Origin of the sequence: Novosphingobium umbonatum (assembly GCF_004005905.1) — a bacterium.
Classification (GTDB): domain Bacteria; phylum Pseudomonadota; class Alphaproteobacteria; order Sphingomonadales; family Sphingomonadaceae; genus Novosphingobium; species Novosphingobium umbonatum.
This window is the reverse complement of sequence record NZ_SACO01000005.1, coordinates 134381-155241: the sequence shown is the minus strand read 5'-3', so window position 1 is coordinate 155241 and position 20861 is coordinate 134381. Positions and strand designations below refer to the sequence as shown.

22 protein-coding genes and 1 tRNA gene are annotated in these 20861 nt (G+C 62.0%); 15 read left to right on the top strand and 8 right to left on the bottom strand.

The window, feature by feature from the left end; translation table 11 throughout:
- Positions 1-222: 222 nt before the first annotated feature.
- The 5 genes from EOE18_RS08865 (at position 223) to EOE18_RS08845 (ending at position 3093) form a co-directional block, all read left to right on the top strand.
- The gene (locus EOE18_RS08865; protein WP_127708497.1) at positions 223-798 is read left to right on the top strand and encodes a NifU family protein; all 576 of its coding nucleotides are present in this window, start codon (positions 223-225) and stop codon (positions 796-798) included.
- Positions 795-1454, top strand: a complete 660-nt coding sequence (gene tsaB, locus EOE18_RS08860) for a tRNA (adenosine(37)-N6)-threonylcarbamoyltransferase complex dimerization subunit type 1 TsaB (RefSeq protein ID WP_246027342.1) — start codon at positions 795-797, stop codon at positions 1452-1454. The genes EOE18_RS08865 and tsaB overlap by 4 nt, the downstream gene beginning before the upstream one ends.
- A 36-nt stretch (positions 1455-1490) precedes the next feature.
- Complete coding sequence (locus EOE18_RS08855; RefSeq protein ID WP_127708494.1) at positions 1491-1931, top strand: GNAT family N-acetyltransferase; 441 nt, start codon at positions 1491-1493, stop codon at positions 1929-1931.
- Between the two features lie 179 nt (positions 1932-2110).
- The gene (locus EOE18_RS08850) at positions 2111-2554 is read left to right on the top strand and encodes a Ros/MucR family transcriptional regulator (protein ID WP_127708491.1); all 444 of its coding nucleotides are present in this window, start codon (positions 2111-2113) and stop codon (positions 2552-2554) included.
- Between the two features lie 101 nt (positions 2555-2655).
- A complete protein-coding gene (locus tag EOE18_RS08845) occupies positions 2656-3093 on the top strand; it encodes a Fur family transcriptional regulator (RefSeq protein ID WP_127708488.1) in 438 nt (145 codons plus the stop codon).
- Between the two features lie 65 nt (positions 3094-3158).
- Here the strand turns inward: EOE18_RS08845 and EOE18_RS08840 are convergent, their stop codons facing one another.
- From EOE18_RS08840 to EOE18_RS08810, 7 genes are all read right to left on the bottom strand, one after another.
- Entirely contained in the window at positions 3159-4172 is a 1014-nt protein-coding gene (locus EOE18_RS08840; RefSeq protein WP_127708485.1) for an aldo/keto reductase, read from the bottom strand.
- Positions 4173-4445: 273 nt separating this feature from the next.
- Positions 4446-5396 (bottom strand): Gfo/Idh/MocA family oxidoreductase, encoded by a 951-nt coding sequence (locus EOE18_RS08835; protein ID WP_127708483.1) that lies wholly within the window; start codon positions 5394-5396, stop codon positions 4446-4448.
- A 62-nt stretch (positions 5397-5458) separates the two neighbouring features.
- Positions 5459-6301 (bottom strand): class III extradiol dioxygenase subunit beta, encoded by an 843-nt coding sequence (locus tag EOE18_RS08830; RefSeq protein WP_127708480.1) that lies wholly within the window; start codon positions 6299-6301, stop codon positions 5459-5461.
- Position 6302: 1 nt separating this feature from the next.
- Positions 6303-6722 carry a protocatechuate 4,5-dioxygenase subunit alpha gene (gene ligA / locus EOE18_RS08825; protein ID WP_127708477.1) on the bottom strand — a complete coding sequence of 140 codons (420 nt, stop codon included), beginning with the start codon at positions 6720-6722 and terminating at the stop codon, positions 6303-6305.
- 67 nt (positions 6723-6789) lie between these two features.
- Positions 6790-7809, bottom strand: coding sequence for an amidohydrolase family protein (locus tag EOE18_RS08820; protein ID WP_127708756.1), 1020 nt, complete (start codon positions 7807-7809; stop codon positions 6790-6792).
- Positions 7810-7833: 24 nt separating this feature from the next.
- Positions 7834-8664, bottom strand: a complete 831-nt coding sequence (locus tag EOE18_RS08815) for an NAD(P)-dependent oxidoreductase (protein ID WP_127708474.1) — start codon at positions 8662-8664, stop codon at positions 7834-7836.
- A 108-nt stretch (positions 8665-8772) separates the two neighbouring features.
- Positions 8773-9957, bottom strand: coding sequence for a LysR family transcriptional regulator (locus EOE18_RS08810; RefSeq protein ID WP_246027341.1), 1185 nt, complete (start codon positions 9955-9957; stop codon positions 8773-8775).
- Between the two features lie 123 nt (positions 9958-10080).
- Here EOE18_RS08810 and ligK point away from each other — a divergent pair, with 123 nt between their 5' ends.
- The 9 genes from ligK to EOE18_RS08765 all read left to right on the top strand — a co-directional run bounded on the left by ligK (position 10081) and on the right by EOE18_RS08765 (position 19294).
- Positions 10081-10755, top strand: a complete 675-nt coding sequence (ligK, locus tag EOE18_RS08805; RefSeq protein ID WP_127708470.1) for a 4-carboxy-4-hydroxy-2-oxoadipate aldolase/oxaloacetate decarboxylase — start codon at positions 10081-10083, stop codon at positions 10753-10755.
- Positions 10756-10951: 196 nt separating this feature from the next.
- The gene (locus tag EOE18_RS08800) at positions 10952-12013 is read left to right on the top strand and encodes a 4-oxalomesaconate tautomerase (protein WP_127708467.1); all 1062 of its coding nucleotides are present in this window, start codon (positions 10952-10954) and stop codon (positions 12011-12013) included.
- Between the two features lie 21 nt (positions 12014-12034).
- Positions 12035-12910, top strand: a complete 876-nt coding sequence (locus EOE18_RS08795; RefSeq protein ID WP_127708464.1) for an amidohydrolase family protein — start codon at positions 12035-12037, stop codon at positions 12908-12910.
- Between the two features lie 70 nt (positions 12911-12980).
- Positions 12981-13910: a LysR family transcriptional regulator gene (locus tag EOE18_RS08790; protein ID WP_127708461.1), complete on the top strand. Its 930-nt coding sequence runs from the start codon at positions 12981-12983 to the stop codon at positions 13908-13910.
- Between the two features lie 160 nt (positions 13911-14070).
- Complete coding sequence (locus EOE18_RS08785) at positions 14071-15507, top strand: efflux transporter outer membrane subunit (protein ID WP_127708458.1); 1437 nt, start codon at positions 14071-14073, stop codon at positions 15505-15507.
- Between the two features lie 4 nt (positions 15508-15511).
- Entirely contained in the window at positions 15512-16699 is a 1188-nt protein-coding gene (locus tag EOE18_RS08780; RefSeq protein WP_127708455.1) for an HlyD/EmrA/EmrK family protein, read from the top strand.
- Entirely contained in the window at positions 16696-18249 is a 1554-nt protein-coding gene (locus EOE18_RS08775) for a DHA2 family efflux MFS transporter permease subunit (protein WP_127708452.1), read from the top strand. The genes EOE18_RS08780 and EOE18_RS08775 overlap by 4 nt, the downstream gene beginning before the upstream one ends.
- Before the next feature lie 67 nt (positions 18250-18316).
- Complete coding sequence (locus EOE18_RS08770) at positions 18317-19186, top strand: hypothetical protein (RefSeq protein WP_127708449.1); 870 nt, start codon at positions 18317-18319, stop codon at positions 19184-19186.
- 32 nt (positions 19187-19218) lie between these two features.
- Positions 19219-19294, top strand: a tRNA-Thr gene (locus tag EOE18_RS08765).
- A gap of 82 nt (positions 19295-19376) precedes the next feature.
- Here EOE18_RS08765 and EOE18_RS08760 read toward each other — a convergent pair.
- A complete protein-coding gene (locus tag EOE18_RS08760) occupies positions 19377-20081 on the bottom strand; it encodes an NlpC/P60 family protein (RefSeq protein ID WP_127708446.1) in 705 nt (234 codons plus the stop codon).
- 216 nt (positions 20082-20297) lie between these two features.
- Between EOE18_RS08760 and EOE18_RS08755 the strand changes: the two genes are divergently transcribed.
- Positions 20298-20813, top strand: a complete 516-nt coding sequence (locus EOE18_RS08755; RefSeq protein ID WP_127708443.1) for a hypothetical protein — start codon at positions 20298-20300, stop codon at positions 20811-20813.
- The last annotated feature ends 48 nt before the right edge of the window (positions 20814-20861 follow it).

The following is a 20861-nucleotide window of genomic DNA, read 5'->3' as shown; positions in this document are numbered from 1 at the left end:
GGCTGTGCTAAAAGTGGCGCGGCAGGAACCGCCACCAATAATGCCAAAGCAAGTGCAAGGGTAATCGAAGAGCGGGGGCGCGCAATTGTTGTCATAAGACAAGCTATAAGGATGCTCTGGCTTAAAGGCTAGTGAACAGCCCATCGCAAATGGAGCAGCCCCAAGGGCAATTGTCCTACAATGTGCTTGACGGAGATATTGTCGGGATTACATGCGGAGCCCATGTTTATCGAAACCGAAACCACGCCTAATCCTGCCACGTTGAAATTCCTGCCCGGTCGGCAGGTGATGGTGGCGGGCACGCGCGAATTCACCGATGAAGAACAGGCCGAAAGCTCGCCGCTGGCCAGTGCGCTTTTCAGCCTTGGCGATGTAACCGGCGTATTTTTTGGCCGCGATTTCATTTCGGTAACCGCAGGGCCGGGTGTGGATTGGGCGCAGTTGAAGCCGCAAGTGGTGGCCATTCTGCTCGATCATTTCATTTCCGAAGCGCCTTTGTTCACGCAGGGCAGCGCTGCGGGAATCAGCGTTCCGGCCGAGGACGAAGACATGGGCGATGATCCGGCCGACGCCGATATTATCGACCAGATCAAGGACCTGATCGAAACCCGCATCCGCCCTGCGGTCGCCAATGATGGCGGCGACGTGGCCTATCGCGGCTATCGCGATGGCGTGGTGTTTCTGCAGATGCAGGGCGCCTGCTCGGGCTGCCCCTCGTCCAGCGCCACGTTGAAGAATGGTATTGAAAGCCTGATCAAATATTACGTGCCCGAGGTGACCGAGGTCCGCGCCGCGTGAGCGAGACGTCGAAGCCGGTGTTGAACGAAGGGCGTTGGCTGGCGATTGATGCCACGACGCAGGCCTGTTCGGTGGCGCTGTTTGAACAGGGCGCGCTGGTCGCTGGCGACTATCGCCTGCTGGGCCGTGGTCATGCCGAAGCCTTGGTGCCGATGATCGCGGGCCTTCCCGATCAGGGGCGCGCCGATGGCATTGTGGCGGGTCTTGGGCCGGGCAGCTTTACCGGCGTCCGCATTGGCCTTGCCGCCGCCCGCGCTTTGGGCGTGGCATGGGGCGTGCCGGTGCTGGGCTATCCCACCCTGTCGCTGATCGCCGCCATGGCGCAAGCGCGGCAGGCGGGCGAAGTTTTGATCGCCACCACGGGCGGGCATGGCGAATGGTTCACGCAAAGCTTTGATGCAATGGGCGCCGCCAGTTCCGCCCTGCAATCCCTGCCCCCTGCGCAGGCCGCCGAACTGGCGCCGGAACATGTCGCGGGCAATGAGGCCGAGGCCTTGGTCGCCAAGCGCGGCTTCGGCAGCGCCACCCCATTATGGCCCGATGCGCACGAAGTGCTGCATCTGCCCCAAGCCTGCTATACGCAGGACCTCTCGCCGCTTTATGGCCGCGCGCCCGATGCGCGCCTGCCGGGCGGACGGTTACCCAGCGCCGCCTGAGCCCAGCTTTCGCCCATGGATGACATAGATCGCATCATGGCCGTTATGGAGGCCGCCTTCGACCCTGCCTTCGGCGAGGCATGGAATCGCGGTCAGGTCGAGAACGCCTTGCTGCTGGGCAATTGCTATTACCATCTGATCACGCCCGACGGACAAGAAGCGCAAGCGGGTGATACAGTCGCCGGATTTGCCCTGTTACGACAGGTATTGGACGAGGCCGAGCTTTTGCTTTTCGCCATTGCTCCAGATTGGCGCAGGCGTGGTTTAGGCGACATTTTGCTGCAAAAAACGACTTCCAAGGCCGAAGATCGCGGGATTTGCACAATTTTGCTCGAAATGCGGCGCAATAATCCTGCTGAATTTCTGTATCGCAAGCATAGTTTCCGCCAGATAGGGGTTAGACCCAAGTATTATCGCGCAATTGACGGCAGCCGGATCGACGCCATCACGTTTGAACGCAAACTGGACGCAGGATAATCACTCCATATTCGTGTGAATGAATATTCACATGGATGATCTTCAAAAATTTTTGCTTTGCGGACTTGAATTAACAGTAAAACAGGATCAATAGAGATCATGCGCTACCGAAGGTGGGCGAGAGCGCAAGCACAAGAAAAAAGCATAATCGGGTCAATAACAATCAAAGGCTTACTCCCATGGATAACAGTTTGAACGATTCGAACGAGACGCTTGTCACGCTGACGTCGGACATTGTGGCCGCACATGTCAGCAACAACAGCGTTGCTGTTGAAGACATCGCAGCACTCATTTCCAACGTCTATGGTGCTCTGGCCGGTCTGGGTCAGGTTGCCGCTCCCGTTGAAGTCGCGCCGGAACCGGCCGTGTCGATCCGCGCTTCGATCAAGCCTGATCACATCGTCTGCCTCGAAGATGGCAAGAAGCTGAAGATGCTCAAGCGTCACCTGATGACGCATTACAATCTGACGCCCGAACAATATCGCGCGCGCTGGAACCTGCCCGCCGACTATCCGATGGTGGCCCCCAATTACGCTGAAAAGCGTCGTGAACTGGCCAAGTCGATCGGTCTGGGCCGCAAGCCCGGCGCCAAGCGCGGTCGCAAGCCCAAGGCTGCCGCCTAAGCTTTGCAGCCAGATTGCGGCCTCATATCCGCAGTTGCAGTTTTGCCCCGCCGCGTTCATAACCGGCGGGGCCAATTGTATTTCTAACCAGCGGAAACACCGTGCACCAATCCATCGACATTGAAGCCCTGTGCCAACAGCGCGGCCTGCGCATCACCGAACAGCGTCGCGTGATCGCCAAAGTGCTGTCCGAAAGCACGGACCATCCGGATGTGGACCAATTGCACGCTCGCGCTTCGGCGATTGATCCGGGCATTTCCATTGCCACGGTCTATCGCACCGTGCGCCTGTTCGAAGAAGCAGGTATTCTGGACCGCCACGACTTTGGCGATGGGCGCGCACGTTATGAAGCTGCACCCGAAGCTCATCATGACCATCTGATCGATGTGGAGTCGGGCAATGTGATCGAATTTGTCGATCCCGAACTCGAAGCCCTCCAGCGCCAGATTGCCGAACGTTTGGGCTATCGTCTGGTTGACCACCGGCTTGAACTGTTCGGGGTCAAGCTGGAGCGTGAGGGCGCTGCGCCCAAGAAGTAATCAGGCCACCCACCGGCCTAAAAAGGCGCCCTTCCGATCATCGGAGGGGCGCCTTTTTTATCGGATCAAACGGCGGGGAATTCTTCGGTATCCATCGTCGCCTGCATCGCGGCTGGATAGCGGGGGCCGGACACGGTATGCTGGTTGATCAAGGCATCCAGTTCCGCCAGCGTGCTGTCCGAGGGCCGCCAATCGGGGCATTCCATATTCTCGCGCAGGTGGTCCGGATTGGTGGTGCCGGGGATCACATGGACATGGTCACCACGCGACAGCACCCAAGCCAGCGACAATTGCGCAGGGCTGGCCCCTTCCCTTTCGGCAATGGCGTTAAACGCATCCACCAGCGCCAAATTCTTGGGCCAATTATCGGCGTTGAAACGCGGATGGGTGCGACGTAAATCCTGCGCCTCCAGCTTTACCGGATTGCGCACCCCATTGGCCAGCACCCCGCGCGCCAGCGGGCTGAAAGCCACCAGCGCCACACCCAATTCACCGCAAGCCTGCAACACGCCCAGCTCGGGGTTGCGGGTCCAGAGTGAATATTCGGTCTGCACCGCGGTCACCGGGCAGGTCGCATGGGCCTTGCGCAAGGTTTCTGCGCTCATTTCCGACAGGCCATAGCCACCGATCTTACCCTCCGCGATCAGGTCCGCCATCGCGCCTGCGCTTTCCTCGATCGGCACGGTAAAGTCGCGGCGGTGCATGTAATAGAGGTCGATATGATCGGTCTGCAGCGCCTTCAGACTGATCTCCAGCTCGCGGCGGATCGTCTCCGGCTTGCAATCCACATAGCGGCGCTGCCCATCGGCAATCAGCCCCATCTTGCTGGCCAGAAAGAACTCGTTGCGGCGGCCCTTCAGCGTCGCGCCGATCAGTTCCTCATTCCTGCCACCGCCATAAAGCCGCGCCGTATCCAGATGGTTATAACCCAGATCCAGCGCCAGATGCAGCAGCTTGGCCGATTCCTCGGGCGGCGGCGGGGCGGCATAGGCCCAGCTGACATTCATGCAGCCAAGGCCGACCGGCATCACATCTTTGCCACCTAGTTTGCGGGTGCCACGTTTGTGGGTGATGGTCATTGGGGTTCCTTTGGTTTGCAAAATTTTGCCTCCGGCGGGCAAAGGGACTCGTCCCTTTGCAATCCCGATAAGGGGTTGTGCTGGATGGGGAAAGAGGGCGCTATTTGAATTAAAGCCTGCGGCGCCTTTAAACAGCGCCGCAGGCTTTCAAATTAGAGGCTGCAACAATCACCACGTTATGACCATGGCACCAGCAAGTAATGGGAGCGCGAGGGACCAACCGATTTCTCTGGAGAAATCGGCATCTAAACGCCCCTCGCATCTAACCCTTACTTACTTCCCAAACGCCGCCAGCTGCACTTCCAGCTCGCCCAGCACGCGATAGCAATCGAGCACCTTGGCCACCGACGAGTTGGGCTCGCGGCCTTCGCGGATGGCTGCGATGAATTCGCGGTCCTGCAATTCGATGCCGTTCATGGAAACATCCACCTTCGACACGTCGATCGCGTTTTCGCGGCCATCCACCAGATCGTCATAGCGGGCGATATAGGTGGCAGTGTCGCCAATATAGCGGAAGAAAGTGCCCAGCGGACCATCATTGTTGAAGGACAGCGAGAGCGTGCAGATCGCGCCGCTTTCGGCCTTCAACTGGATCGACATATCCATGGCAATGCCCAGCACGGGATGGATCGGGCCTTCAATCGCATTGGCCGCCACGATCTTGCCCGCCTGATAGGCGAACAGGTCCACCGTATGCGCGGCATGGTGCCACAGCAGGTGGTCCGTCCAGGAACGGGCCTCGCCCTTGGCGTTCATATTGGTGCGGCGGAAGAAATAGGTCTGCACATCCATCTGCTGGATGTTGAACTCGCCAGCCACAATCTTGTTATGCACATATTGGTGGCTGGGGTTAAAGCGGCGGGTGTGGCCCACCATGCAGGTCTTGCCGGTTTCCTGAGAAACCTTCAGCACTTCCTGCGCATCGGCCCAGCTATCGGCCAGCGGGATTTCCACCTGCACATGCTTGCCAGCCTTCATGGCGGCGATGGCTTGGGCGGCATGCATCTGGGTGGGGGTGCAAAGGATCACCGCGTCCACATCGTCACGCGCCAGCGCGTCTTCCAGATCCTCGGAAAAATGCTTGGCGCCATATTTCTGCGCCACAGCCTCGGCCTGTTCCAGACGGCGGCTGATGATCGAGGTGATTTCAACGCCTTCGATGTTCTTCAAACCATCGAGGTGCTTTTCGCCAAAGGCGCCAGCGCCAGCAAGTGCGATACGCATGGGGGGAGAGGTCCTTCTGCCTGGATAGAACGGGGCGACCCGCTGGCCGCCCCTTGGTAAAATCAGTCTGCCGGTTCCAGCACGATATGGCCAATGGCCGTATTGCTGCAAGGAATGTGGTAATGGCGGTGCAGACACTTGGTGGTCTTGCCCAAAGCGCCGCGCATGATCAGCCACATCACCATTTCGATGCCTTCGCTGCCGGTTTCGCGCAGATATTCGATATGCGGGATGGCGCGGGCTTCTTGGCTGTCGCCCACCAACAGGTCGAGGAACTTGTTGTCCCACTCGCGGTTGAGCAGACCGGCACGCGGGCCCTGCAACTGGTGGCTCATGCCGCCCGTGCCCCAGATCTGCACGTTCAGATCCTCGGGGAAGCTTTCCACCGCGCGCTTGATCGCCTCGCCCAGCGCCCAGCAACGGTTGCCGCTCGGCACGGGATAGGTGACGACATTGACCGCCAGCGGGATGATCTTGGCGGGCCATTTGTCAGGCGTGCCAAACATCATGGAAAGCGGCACCGTCAGGCCATGGTCCACATCCATTTCATTGATGATCGTCATGTCGAAATCATCAAGGATCAGGCTCTGGGCAATATGCCAAGCCAGATCGGGATGGCCTTCCACATCGGGCACCTGACGCGGGCCCCAGCCTTCATCGGCGGGCTTGTAATGCGCGCCCGTGCCAATGGCAAAGGTGGGCACGATCTTCATGTCAAAGGCCGAGGCATGGTCATTATAAACCAGCACGATCACATCGGGCTTTTCGGTCTTTTCCCATTCGCGGGTCCATTCATAACCGGCGAAGATCGGGCCAAAATAATCGTCCTGCGTCTTGCCCTGGTCCACGGCAACACCCAGCAAGGGAACGTGGCTGGAGCCTACGCCAGCGGTAATCTTGGCCATCTTAATATCCCCCCTTGATGGAACGGTTGCCTTCCGGCGAACGCCCACCCTGCATCATCATCTCGCGATATTCCGGAAAGGTCATGTCGGTCATCGTGCTGACCGCTTCGGCAAAGCTGAGGCCGTCGGTGGAGAAGAGTTTGGAGAGGAAATAGACATTGCCGCCCAGATCGAGCAGCTTGTTATAGTCGCGGGCCAACAGGGCAGCCTTGCCCTCGTCCGAAATATCCCATTCGTCCAGATAGGCCTTTTCATCGGCCTTGAACCGCTCGCGGTTTTCCGCCTTCATCAGGCTCATCGCGAACTGGTTGATGTGATAGCCACGGCGGGCGCGGGCCGCAGTGTAAACGCGGGTGCCGGGAATATCGTCGAACTCGGCGAGATATTCGTGAATGCTCTGGGTAGGCTTCTGGTCGGCCATAGTCCCTCTCCTAAAATCAGGTGCAACAAGGGCCGGCATGGTGACCGGCCCCTATCGTATGTGTAGCTTACAAACCGCGAGCCTTCAACTGAGCATCCAGACGCGGGAACACGCGGCGGGCATTGCCTTCGAAGATGGCATGGCGCTCGGCTTCCGAAATATCCAGCGCATCGACATAACGCTTGGTATCGTCGAAATAGAAGCCGGTGGTGGGATCAATGCCGCGCACCGCACCCACCATCTCGCTGCCGAACAGAATATTCTTGTTGTCGATCACATCGGCCAGCAGGTTGATGCCGGGCTGGTGATAAACGCAAGTGTCGAAGAAAATGTTGTTCATCAGATGCGTGTCGAGCGACGGCTTTTTGAGCATATCGGCCAGACCGCGATAACGGCCCCAGTGATAGGGCACCGCGCCGCCGCCATGGGGAATGATGAAGCGCAAGGTGGGGAAGCGGCTGAACAGATCGCCTTCCAGCAATTGCATGAAGGCAATCGTGTCGGCGGCAATGTAATAGGCGCCGGTGGCGTGCATCGCGGGGTTGCAGCTGCCCGACACATGGATCATCGCCGGAACGTCCAGCTCCACCATCTTTTCATAGAAGGGGAACCAATATTCGTCGGTCATCGGCGGGAAACTGAACTTGCCGCCGCTGGGATCGGGGTTCAGGTTGCAACCGATAAAGCCCATCTGCGTCACGCAGCGCTCCAGCTCGGCAATCGAGCTGCTCATGTCCGCCTCGGGCGACTGCGGCAACATGCAGACCGGCGCAAAGGTTTCAGGGTAGAGCGAGGCCACGCGGCCAATCAGATCATTGCAGACCTGCGCCCACTTTACCGCCACGCTCTGGTCGCCCACATGCGGGGCCATGGCGCTGGCGCGGGGGCTGAAAATGGTCATATCTGCGCCGCGTTCCTTGAGCAGGCGCAACTGGTTGGCCTCGATCGTCTCGCGGATTTCATCATCGCTGATGGCGGGATAGGCAGGCGCGGCCACGCCAGCCTTGAAAGCGGCCTTCTGCTCGTCGCGCCATGCATCATGCGCCTTGGGCAGCACGGTGTAATGGCCGTGGCAGTCGATAATCAGGCTCTTCTTCTCGGTCACGCGGGCTTACTCCTGTGTTTCGATCAAGCGGTCCTTGCGCCCAGCCATATCACGCTGGCGCAGCACGGTGCCGCTGGTCATCATCGGTTCCACGCCAAGGCCGCTTAGCGTCTTGACGGATTCTTCCATTTCGGCGGCGCGGCGTAGCCCGTGGGTCACCATGCGCTCGATATTATAGGCGGCTTTTTGGCCCCAGGGCTTGGGCTTCTCGCTGGCGTCCAGACTGGCCAGCACTTCCTCCACCACACCGGCGGCTTGGGCGGCCAGCATCATCTCGGCGGTCAGCGCTTCCACGCCTTTGACCATCACAGAACGGATCATCTTGATCGCACTGGCGCGGCCCACTTCATCACCCACGATGCGGATATTGGCAAAGCCTGCCGCGCGCAGCAAAGCCTCGGCCTGCGCCGCAGCCTTGCCAGCCAGCAGCAAAGGCACGTTCAACCGCGCAGGATCGACCGGCGCCAGAATGGCCATATCGACATAGAGCGCGCCTGCCACCTCCACCGCCTTGGCCGCCTCGCGCTTGGTGTCGGGCGCCACGCTATTGCCATCGCACCACACCGCGCCCTTGGGCAACAGCGCGGCATAATCCTGCGCGGCGGGCAAAGCGGAATCGGCTGTGACCAGACTGAGCACCAGATTGGCGCCATCGAGCGCATGACCCGCATCGCTGGCCTGCGTCAGCCCGTCCTGCGCTGCCACTTCCAGCCGTTCAGGCCGCAGATCCCACACCCGCGTACCGCGATTGCCGGAGGCCACCTGCCCCCAATCGCCCGCACGCGCAAAGGTGCTGCCCGCCTCGCCATAGCCAATCAGGGTGATTGCATCCGCCACATTGCTCTCCTTGGTGAGAGACCTGTGACCAAAGGCACAAAGCGCGCCAATCGAAAGCTGGCCCAAGCCATAATTTTTCACAAATACTTTTCAGGATGAGCGAAAAACTCAAGCCCGCACCAGCCTCTCCTGCCGCAAAGCCGCGCCGCCCTCGCGCAACAGGGCGATCAAGCCCGTCTGCGTTGGCGTGGGCCGCCATCCCGCCCGCGTGGTAATGCCGATGCTGCGCGCAAAGGCCCCCGGCAAGGCGCGGGCCACTAGCACGCCTGCATCCAGTTCCACCGCCACCTGCGCGGGGCTGAGCAGGGTCAAACCATCGCCCGACAGCAGCAATTGCCGGATGGTGATGGTGGACCCGCATTCGATCGCCACACGCGGCGGCTCGGCGCCCAGATGGCGGATCATCGCCTCCCACTGGCGGCGCAAGGGCGTTTCCGATCCGGGCAGGATCCATGGATAATCGGCCAAAGCCGCACTCAGATCCCCCGCCTGCTCCAAAGGATGGCCCGCCCGCATCACCAGCACCGGCACATCGTCAAACACCGGCTCCTGCGCCAGCCCTTCCGCCTCCGCCCCATCGCGCAAGGCGCCCAGCATCAGATCGATTTCCCCATCACGCAGCGGACCAGCCAGCTCCACATGGCTGCCTTCCACCACCGCCACGTCGATCGCGGGATATTGCTGCACAAAGCGCGCAATCGCCTCCGGCAACCAGCGCGCGCGGGACAAAGGCATGGCGCCAATCACCACCCTACCCGCTTCCTTGCCTTGCCACGCCGCCACTTCGGCAAGGCCAGCGCGCAATTCCGCCATGGCAAGGCCAAAGCCCCGCGCCCGCCTTTGCCCCGCTGGTGTCAGCGTCACATGCTGCCCGCGCCGGTCCACCAGCCTTTGCGCCAGCGCCACCTGCAAATCGGCCACCGCGCGATGCAAAGAGGCCGAGGACAGGCCCGTCGCCTCTGCCGCCCCCGCATAGCTGCCCGCACGGGCCAGCGCCAACAGCGCCCGCAATTGCGTGCCCGTCACGCGCGGGCTGCCTATGTGGGCAATCGCGGCTTCGGCGCGCGGAGCCATCAGCAGCGCCGGTTCGGTGGCCAACATCCCCTGCGCGCTGCGTTCAAACAGAGTGACGCCAAGGCTGGCCTCCAGCCCCGCAATCGCCTGTGTCAGCGCGGGCTGGGTCAGGTTTACGGCTCTTGCCGCGCGCGTCAGGCTGCCATGCTGCACCGTGGCGGCCAGCGCGGCGAAATGGCGGATGTTCAACGGCCGGTCAGCCGGTCCAAGCATGGTCATGCCAAAGCGCTTAGCAAAAACTTATGCACTATGCCAAGTTCCCATTGGAGCGAGACGAGGAGCAGGGCCATGCCCTATGCCAACACGCATTCCCCCTTTGCCCCGATAAGAGAGGATTTCCCCATGTCCGGCATTGTTGTCCAGAATATTGAACGCGCGCCCCTTGATGTGATCGACGGCCTGGCCGCCGCTGGCGTGGCCACCGTGCATGAAGCCCAAGGCCGCAAGGGCCTGCTGGCCAGCTATATGCGCCCCATCTATCCCCGCGCCCGCATCGCCGGCAGCGCCGTCACCATCAGCGCCGCCCCCGGCGACAACTGGATGGTGCATGTGGCCATCGAACAGCTTAAAGAAGGCGACATCCTCGTGCTCGCCCCCACCTCCCCTTGCGAAGACGGCTATTTCGGCGACCTGCTGGCCACCAGCGCACAGGCACGCGGCTGCCGTGGTCTGGTGATCGATGCCGGTGTGCGCGACGTGCGCGACCTGACCGACATGAACTTCCCCGTCTGGTCCAAGGCGGTTTATGCTCAGGGCACCGTGAAAAACACCATCGGCTCGGTCAACGTCCCCGTGATCTGCGCCAGCCAGTTGGTAAACCCCGGCGATGTCATCGTGGCCGATGATGACGGCGTTTGCGTCGTTCGCCGCGAGGAAGCCGCCGATGTGCTGGCCAAGGCACAGGCCCGCGAAGCCAATGAAGCCGCCAAGCGCGAAAAGCTGGCCGCTGGCGTACTGGGTCTGGACATTTACAACATGCGCGAGCGTCTGGAGAAGGAAGGCCTCAAATACGTTTGAGGTTTCGCGGGGGCGCCATATGCCTCCGGCGGGGCAAGGGACTCGTCCCTTGCCAATCCCGTTAATGGGGTCGTGCTTGGCTGGCGGGTGAGCGCTTGAGGGTTTTATGGCCTGCGGCGCACAGAAATCGCGCTGAAGCCCGCCCCCCCCCCGCAAATGACCTTTCCATCGACATTTGCCAAAGGAACCAAGCCCGATGACCACCAACATCTCCGCCCCCTGTATGTGGATGCGCGGCGGCACCAGCAAGGGCGGCTATTTCCTGAAACAGGACCTGCCCGCCGATAAAGACACCCGCGATGCTTTCCTGCTGGGCGTGATGGGCAGCCCCGATGCCGTGCAGATCGACGGCATGGGCGCGGCTGATCCGCTGACCAGCAAGGTGGCGGTGGTCAGCAAGTCCGAGCGCGAAGGGATCGATGTCGATTACCTGTTCCTGCAGGTCTTTGTTGACCAACCCATCGTGACCGATGCGCAAAATTGCGGGAATATTCTGGCCGGCGTTGGCCCCTTTGCCATCGAGCGCGGCCTTGTCACCCCCACCGGCGATGAAACAAGCGTGGCCATCTTCATGGAAAACACCGGCCAAGTGGCGGTCGCCACGGTGCAAACGCCCGGCGGTAAGGTCAGCTATACCGGCGATGCCAAGATCGACGGCGTGCCCGGCAGCCATGCCCCCGTCCCGCTGGAATTCCGCGACACGGCCGGTTCCTCCTGCGGCGCGCTGCTGCCCAGCGGGAACACGGTGGATGAAGTCCATGGCGTGCGCGTCACCTTGATCGACAATGGCATGCCCTGCGTGGTGTTCAAGGCGGAGGATGTTGGCATCACCGGCTATGAGGACCGCGACTGGCTGGACGCCAACACCGAATTGAAAGCCCGCATCGAAGCCATCCGTCTTGCCGTGGGCGAGAAGATGAACCTTGGCGATGTGAAGGAAAAATCCGTCCCCAAGATGATGCTGGTCGCCCCGCCCAAGAATGGCGGCGCGGTAACGGTGCGCAGCTTCATCCCGCATCGCGCCCATGCCACCATCGGCGTGCTGGGCGCGGTCAGCGTGGCCACCGCCTGCCTGCTGGAAGGCTCGCCCGCGGCCGAAGTCGCGCAGATCCCCGCTGGCGCGCGCAAGACCCTGTCGGTGGAACATCCCACCGGCGAAATGACCTGCGTGCTGGAAACCGACGAGAGCGGCGCGGTAAAGTCCGCCGCCCTGCTGCGCACCGCGCGCAAGCTGATGGATGGCACCGTATTCGGCTAAAGCCCATAAATGGAGAGAGTCATGTCTGACCGTATCATCTCTTGGCACGGCAATCCGTCCAAGCCGACCTTTGTCCCGCCCGCTGGCGCGATTGATGCCCATTGCCATGTGTTTGGCCCGATGGCCGAATTCCCTTTCAGCGCGAAGGCGAAATATCTGCCCGATGACGCGGGGCCGGAGCAGCTTTTTGCCCTGCGTGACCATTTGGGCTTTGCCCGCAATGTGATCGTGCAGGCATCCTGCCATGGCACCAACAATGCCGCCACCTTGAACGGCATCGCCAAGTCGAACGGTAAAGCGCGCGGCGTGGCCGTGGTCGATCCGGCCATCAGCGACGCGGAAATTGCCGCCCTGCATGAAGGCGGCATGCGCGGCATCCGCTTCAATTTCCTCAAACGCCTTGTCGATGACGCGCCCAAGGACAAGTTCCTCGAAGTGGCCGCCCGCCTGCCTAAAGACTGGCATATCGTGATCTATTTCGAGGCCGATATCCTTGAAGAGATGCGCCCCTTCATCGCCGCCCTGCCGCGTCTGGTGGTGGTGGACCATATGGGCCGCCCCGATGTGACCCAAGGCCCCAACGGCCCCGATATCAAGGCCTTCCGGTCGCTGCTGGAAAGCCGCGATGATATCTGGTTCAAGCCGACCTGCCCTGATCGTTTGGACCCCACCGGCACGCCATGGAACGCCTTTGCCGATGCCATCGCGCCTTTGGTGGCCGATTATCAGGACCGCGTGATCTGGGGCACCGATTGGCCGCACCCCAATATGCAGGACAATATCCCCGATGACGGCCATCTGGTCGACATGATCCCCCGCATCGCGCCAACGGCAGAGCTTCAACAAAAGCTGCTCGTCACCAATCCGATGCGGCTCTATTGGCCCGAAGAATTGTAAATCCATCCAAGGGGGGGGCTGCACTCGCGGCCCCCTTTCCTTTGCGGCGCTTTTGCCGCAAACCGGCGCCATGCCGCACCGCCTCCCCGATCTTGAAGCATGGGCCATTTTCGCCAAAGTGGCCGAATGCGGCAGCTTCAGCCGTGCGGGCGAGGAATTGGGTCTGGCCAAGACCACCGTTTCCAAAGCGATCACCCGCCTTGAAGCACGGATGCGCACCAGCCTGTTCCACCGCACCACGCGCAAGCTCAGCTTGACCGAAAGCGGGCGGCAATCGCTGATGCGCGCCACCCGCATCATGGCCGATGGCGCGGCCATCGAGGCGGATATTCTGGAGGAAGCCGCCTCCCCGCGCGGGCTGGTGCGTCTGGCCACCATCAATGCCATTGGCATCGAAATGATCGCCCCGATCCTGCCCACCTTTTTAAAAGCCTATCCCGATATTGAAGTGGATATGGTGCTGACCGAAAATCAGGTCGATGTGGTGGCTGAAGGCTTTGATATGGCCATTCAGGTGGGCCATGCGGGGGACTCGGCCTCCTTGCGCATCTTCCGCATCTTCTCGCTGCGCCGTCCTCTGGTGGCTGCACCTGCCCTGATCGAACGACTGGGCGCGCCGCATAGCCCGCTGGACCTGCCCCGCTATCCCGCTGTTTTGCCCAGCCACATCCCCAATTCGGGCGAATGGCAATTTGCCCGTGGCGAGGAGGATCCGGTCAGCGTGCATATGACCGCCCGCTATCGCGCCAACCATGCCGAGGCCTTGATCCCCGCCTTGCTGGAAGGGGTGGGCATCGGCCTGATGGCGGAATATTTCATCGCCAGCCATTTGCGCGAAGGCCGCCTTGTCGAACTGCTGCCCGAATGGAGCGCCCCGCCCGGCCCGCTCAATCTGGTCACCCCGCCCGGCAGAGCGCGACCGGCACGGGTCCGCGTGCTGCTGGAATTCCTGCGCAACCATTTCACCTCGCGCGACTGGTCGCGGGTGACGCGGGACTAGATCCGATTATGCCCTGAACGGCATCACTATTATGGCCATATGGTGGCTAATACATGATCGCGCGACCGGCTATAGCCGCGAACATCATGGCGCATCCCGCGCGCATCTCGCCGCATCGGCCATTTGGCCCCTGCGACCAGCCATGGAAATGACGAAATATATGACCGCAAGTTTGCGCAAATTTTCCGGCGCTGCCCTCATGCTGCCTGCCCTGCTGGCGGGCTGCGTGGCCGTGCCCAAAGGCGAGCAACAGTTCAAACCCGCCAGCGCCGCCCAGATGGGCCTGTCGGGCATTGCAGTGCCGGTTGCGCCCGATTGGTGGCAGGCCTTGGGCGATGCGCAATTGAACCGGATCATGGACGATGCGTTGACCGGCAATCCCTCGCTTGAGGAAGCCACCATCCGCTTGCGTCTGGCCGAGGCAGCCATTGCCAATGCCAAGGCTGGTTTGATGCCACAGGCCTCGGCCAATGTGTCGGCCATGGATCAGCGCCTGTCCAACGCCTATATCTACCCCGCGCCTTTGGGCGGATCATGGCGGTGGATTTCCAATGCGCAGGCAGATCTCAGCTGGTCGCTCGATCTGGCCGGACGGCAAAAGGCGATGGTCAAGGCCACCGGTCAATTTGTACAGGCCAGCCGGTTGCAGACCGCCGCCGCCCGCGTGTCGATTTCGGGCGCGGTGGTGCAGGCCTATATCAACCTTGCCCGCGCCGAGGCGCAGGCGCGCCTTGCCGCTGAATTCGTCGCCTCGCGTGAGGCTTCGCTAAAATTGCTGACCGCCCGCCGCGCATCGGGTCTGGGCACAGAGCTGGACCTTGCCTCCGCCCGCACGCTGCTGGCCGAGGCGAAACAAGCGCAGGTGCGGGCCGATGGTGCGCGAGCGATCATGCTGCATGCGCTGGCCGCTCTGGCCGGACGGGGCACGGATTACTACGCCAGCATCACCCCCACCCATCTGGGTTTTGACACGGCCCTGCCAGTGCCCGAAGCCCTGCCCGCCGATTTGCTTGGCCGCCGCGCCGATCTGCTGGCCGCGCGGGCGCAGGTGGAAATGGCGTTGAGCGCCAAGGATATTTCCAAGGCCGATTTCTATCCCGACATCTCGCTACGCGCCTTTGTCGGGTCGCAGGCCTTGGGCATTGGCAAGGCCTTTTCGGGCGAGGCCTTAACCGGTGGCTTTGGTCCCGCGCTGCATCTGCCGATCTTTTCGGGCGGGGCGATCAAGGCTCGCTATGCCGCCAGCGTGGCGGGAGCAGACAATGCCATCGCGCAATATAATGGCGCGGTGGTCAAAGCGGTGCAGGAAGCGGCTGATGCGCTTTCCTCGCTGGAAACCAACCGTACCGATGCCGCGCGTCAGGGCGAAGTGGTGGCGGGCCTGCAACAGACCGTGGCGCTGGACCGTGTGCGGCTGGAATCGGGCCTGTCCACGCGGCTCGATGTGTTGAACGCGGGCGAACGCTTGCTGGCCGCGCGTCAGAGCCAGCTGGATCTGGCCGCCGATGGCGCGCTGCGCCGTGTGCAATTGCTGGTGGCGCTGGGCGGGGGCTTTACCCCCATTGCCGATACGCCGGCACCGGCTGCGAAAGATTGATCCGATGAACCAGAACACACCTGTCGACCGCGAAAAGGCCCAGAGCTTGACCGACGAAACCACCACCAAATCCTCCGCCCGTACCAAGGGCTTCCTGCTGCTGGGCGCCGCTGTTGTGATCGCCGCTGGCGGCTATTATGGCCTCAAGGCGCTTGGCACGGACCATCAATCCACCGATGATGCCTATGTGGCGGGCAATATCGTGCAGGTTGCCGCGCGCGATGCGGGCACGGTGGTGGCCATCCACGCCGATTCCACCCAAAGCGTCACCAAAGGCCAGCCTTTGGTCGATCTCGACCCTGCATTGGCCGATACGCAATTGGCCGCGGCCGAGGCGGAACTGGCCCGCGCGGTGCGCGGCGTGCGATCGGGCTTTACCAAGGTCAACACCGCCAGCGCCCAGATCGCGCAGGCGCAAGTACGGCTGGATGCCGCCCGCGCCGATCTGGCCCGCCGTGAAAGAGCCGTAGCGTCAGGCGCCATCAGCGCCGAAGAAGTGGCCCATGCGCAGGAAGCCGTCCACATGGCCAGCGCCGCGCTGGAACTGGCCAACAGCCAGCGCGCCGATGCCGATAGCAGCGTGGGCGGCACCGATGTGGAGAGCAACCCTGCCGTGCTGGCCGCGATTGCCGCGGTGCGCCGCGCCGCGCTGCAACGCGCCCATATGCAGATTGTCGCGCCCGTGGATGGCGTGGTGGCCCAGCGCCCCGTGCAATTGGGGCAGCAGGTCGCGCCGGGCACGCCCTTGGTCACCATCGGCCAATTGCAGCGCCTGTGGGTCGACGCCAATTTCCGCGAGACCCAATTGGCGCAATTGCGCGTGGGCCAGCCGGTCACCATCCATGCCGATGCCTATGGCAAGGATGTGACCTATCACGGCAAGGTGATCGGCCTTGGCGTCGGTTCGGGCAGCGCCTTTGCCCTGTTGCCCGCGCAAAATGCCAGCGGCAACTGGATCAAGATTGTCCAGCGCGTGCCTGTCCGCATCGGGCTGGACCCCAAGGAACTGGCCGCGCATCCCTTGCGCATTGGCCTGTCGGTGGATGTGGATGTCGATACCAAGGGGCATGAGGGCACGCCCGTGACCGCCCTGCCCTCGCAACCGCAACCCGCCGCCGCCTTCGACGCTGTTTCGCCGCAGGTAGAGGCGCGGATCCGCCAGATCATCGCCGCCAATGCGGGGCGCCGATGAGCAGCGAGCAAGCTGCCCCGCCGCCGCTGCATGGCGGCGCGCTGGCCATTGTGGCGGTGGCGCTGGCCTTGGGCACCTTTATGCAGGTGCTCGACAGCACCATCGCCAACGTCGCGCTCAACACCATCTCCGGCAATCTGGGTGAGGCGAGCAGCACCGCGACATGGGTGATCACCGCCTTTGCCGTGGCCAATGGCGTGACTGTGCCGCTGACGGGTTGGTTGATGCGCCGCTTTGGCGTGGTCAACACTTTCATCGCCTCGGTCAGCCTGTTCACGCTGGCATCCTTTCTGTGCGGCATCGCATGGAGCCTGCCCTCGCTGATCGCTTTTCGCCTGTTGCAGGGCGCGGTGTCCGGCCCGATGATCCCGGGCAGTCAGGCGCTGTTGCTGGCCATTTTCCCGCCCGAAAAGCGCACCGTGGGCCTGTCGATCTGGTCGATGACCGCGCTGATCGGGCCGGTCTTGGGTCCGATCCTTGGCGGCTATATTTCGGACAATTACCACTGGGGCTGGATCTTCCTCATCAACGTGCCGGTGGGTTTCCTCACCGTGGGCGTGTTGATGGCCAAGATGCGGCCCTACAACACGCCTCCGGTCAAGATGAAGCTGGATGTGGGCGGAGTGGCGCTGCTGATGCTCTGGGTCGGCGCGTTGCAGGTCATGCTCGATCTGGGCAAGGATGAGGACTGGTTCAATTCTCCCTTCATCTGCGGCGCGGCGGTGGTGGCCGTGGTGGGCTTTATCGCATGGCTGATCTGGGAATTGACCGAGGAAAATCCGGCGGTGGATCTCAGCTTGTTCAAAAGCCGGAATTTCGCGATTGGCACCTCCTGCTTCTGCCTTGGCTATGGCTTTTTCTTTGCCAGCAATCTGCTGATGCCGCTCTGGCTGCAAACCCAGCAGAACTATACGGCAACTTGGGCGGGGATCGTCTCGGCGCCTGCGGGCATGGTGGCCTTTTTGCTGGCGCCCTTTGTGGCGCGGGCGGCAGGCTCGCTAGATCTGCGCTATGTGGCCACCTATGCGTTGCTGGCGTTTACCGCCTCCTATTTCCTGCGCACCGGCTTCACGCCGGACACTGACCTGTGGCACCTGCTGCTGCCCAGTATTGTGCAGGGCACGGCCATGGGCACGTTCTTCATGTCGATGACCACCCTGTCGTTTGACCGGCTGCCGCCCCACCGCATCCCATCAGCCTCGGGCATTTCCAATTTCGCGCGGATCACCGGCGGGGCCTTCTCCGCCTCGATCACCACCACCTTCTGGGACCGGCGCGAAACCCTGCATCAAAGCCGACTGGCCGAAAGCGCGCATATCGCCAATCCGGCCTATGTGCAGGCGATGGACCAGTTGCAGCATGCGGGCATGACCAAGCTGCAGGCCACCGGCGCGCTGACCCGCACGTTGATCAACCAGAGCTATCTGATGGCCTCCATCGACATCTTCTGGTTTGCGGGCGTGGGCTGCATCGGCATTCTGGGCCTGCTATGGATGTCGCGCAAGCCCGCGCCCCAGCCCAAGGGCGCGGCCCCCGTGGCGGCGGATTGACAGGATGAGGGGCCACATGCCCGTGTGGCCCCTTTCTTTTGGCTCGATCCAGCGCCAGTAATGCCCGATGCGAGATTTTTCCCATTTTGCCGCCGTGGACTGGTCAGGCGCGGCGGGCGAGTTTCATCGCGGCATTGCCGTGGCCATCATCGGCGGGCAGGAGGATGCCCCCACCCTGCTGCGCCCCGACCATCGCTGGTCGCGGGGGCAAGTGCTGGAATGGATCATCACGCAATGCCCGCCCGATACGCTAATCGGCTTTGACATGGGCCAGTCCCTGCCCTTTGCCGATGCGGGCGCTTTCTTCCCGCAATGGCCCAACAGCCCGCCCGATGCGCGCAGCCTATGGGCCATGGTGGACAGCCTATGCGCAGGCGAACCCCATCTGGGCGTCAATGCCTTTGTCGACCATGCCGAAATCAGCCGCCATTTCCGGCGTCACGGCAATCGACAGGGCGACCTGTTCCCCGCAGGCCGTGGCCGGATGCGCGTGACAGAATTGGCGCAGGCCGCCATGGGCGCCAACCCCACCAGCAATTTCAGTCTGGTGGGCGCGGCGCAAGTGGGCAAGGGATCGCTGGCGGGTATGCGCCTGTTCCACCGCCTGCCGCGCGATATTGCCATCTGGCCGATGGACCCGTTGCCCCCACGCGGCAAGGTCGTGGTGGAAATCTACACCACCATCGCCGCCATGGCCGCAGGGCGCAGCGCCCGCGCCTCCAAAATCCGCGACTGGGATGAACTGGCTCGCGCCCTGTTTGCGCTCGGTTGCCGCCCCGCCGATCTGCCATCCGGCCCCGTCACCGACCATGCAGCCGATGCCATGATCACCGCCGCATGGCTGCGAACCCATTCTGCGCGACCGGAATTATGGCGACCAAAAGCCCTTACCCCGCAAATTGCATTAACGGAGGGCTGGACCTTTGGCGCAGTTTAAGGCATGGGGCTTTTCCACGTCGCCCGAGACGCGCCGGCTTAGCTCAGTTGGTAGAGCACCTGATTTGTAATCAGGGGGCCAGGGGTTCGAACCCTCTAGCCGGCACCACCTTCATAACAGAACGATCCAGCAGAGACCCTGCCCTGCCCTGTGCAACGCCCATCACGGCAAGGCCTCCGCTAAACCTGAATCACGCCTCGCGCAGTTTGAGCGTGCTTTGACGCGTCAAATGAACCGGCCCCGCCAAAGTCTGCGGAAAGCTGCGTGGCCAACGCGCCGCGATCAACTGCGATTTAGCCTTCCACGCAAAGCACACGCTGTTGTTCTGGTTCCCGCCCAGAACGTAATAGCCTGTCGCGTCCTCGCCGATGTAAAAGGCAACATGCCCTTCGCCTCGGGCATTGGCGGCCGGATCGTTGCGTTCAAACACCATGATCGCACCGCGCGTCGGCTGGGTGCTCTGGCCGAAACGGGCCCAATTGCGCGCCCGCAAGGGACCGGCAGGCAGCACTTCGTCGGGCAGGGTAGAGCCAATGCAATGGGCAACGAACAACCCGCACCACGGCGTTTCATCGGAATCATAATGGATGTCGAGATCGCGGGCGAAATCGATGATGGTCGGATTATCACGCGGCCCGGGATATTCCGTCAAACCGATATAGCGCTTGGCCTCTTCCAGCCAGACCAGCGGATAGCCATCGTCGAAATCCCCTCCGCCCAGCGCGGCGACCAAGGCCTGTTGGGTTTGCGGACCGGCAACTCCATCAACAGCCAGCCCTTCATATTCCTGAAATTCACAAACAGCGCGGATGGTTTCGCGCCCCCAAATGCCATCAATGGGCCCGGGATTATAACCCAGTCTTGCCAGCGATTCCTGAATTTCAAAAATATTCATAAGCCCTCCATATTTATCCGGAAAGGCTACGGTAAAATACTTATATTTCAAGGGCAAAACACAGCATGCCGCCCCCGCCTCTCGCAACACAGGCGTCACAAAGCTGAACAGAAGCTGCAACACTCGTCGCTGTTGCGTTCAGGCAGGTTCATCTAAAACCCGAATCACAGACGGAGCGGCGCCACCTTGAAGCGCATTTCGTCAGGGGAGGTTTTTATGGGCAAGAAGTTGAAAGCGACGATCACCGCTACGGCCCTGGTGGCCAGCACCATGGCCGCTCTGGCCGCAACGCCTGCCATGGCCCATGGTGGCGATTATGGCCGCCGTGGTGGCGGTGGGGGCGATGCTCTGGCCGCCGGTGTGATTGGTGGCATTGTCGGCCTTGCCATTGGTGCCGCTGTTGCTTCGGATCGCCCGCGCCGCGTGGTGGCCTATGCGCCGCCGCCGCCGCCTCCGCCGCCCGCCGTGGTCTACCACTCCTATTACGCCCAGCCCGCCCCCGTGGCAGTCTATGCCCCCGCCTATCGCGTGCATCGCAGCTGGGTGTGGCGCGATGGCTGGTACTGGGATCGCGGCGGCAACCGTTACTATCGCGATGGCCGCCCCTGCGATGAAGAAGGATATGGCCGCCGTGGCTATGATGATCGCGGTTATGACCGTGATTACGGGCGCGGTTATGATCGGGGCTATGATCGTGGCTATGATGGCCAGCGCGACTATCGCGGCCGCTAACCTCTCTCTCCCTGCATCCCGTCTCTCGGTATAACCGACCCCTTACCT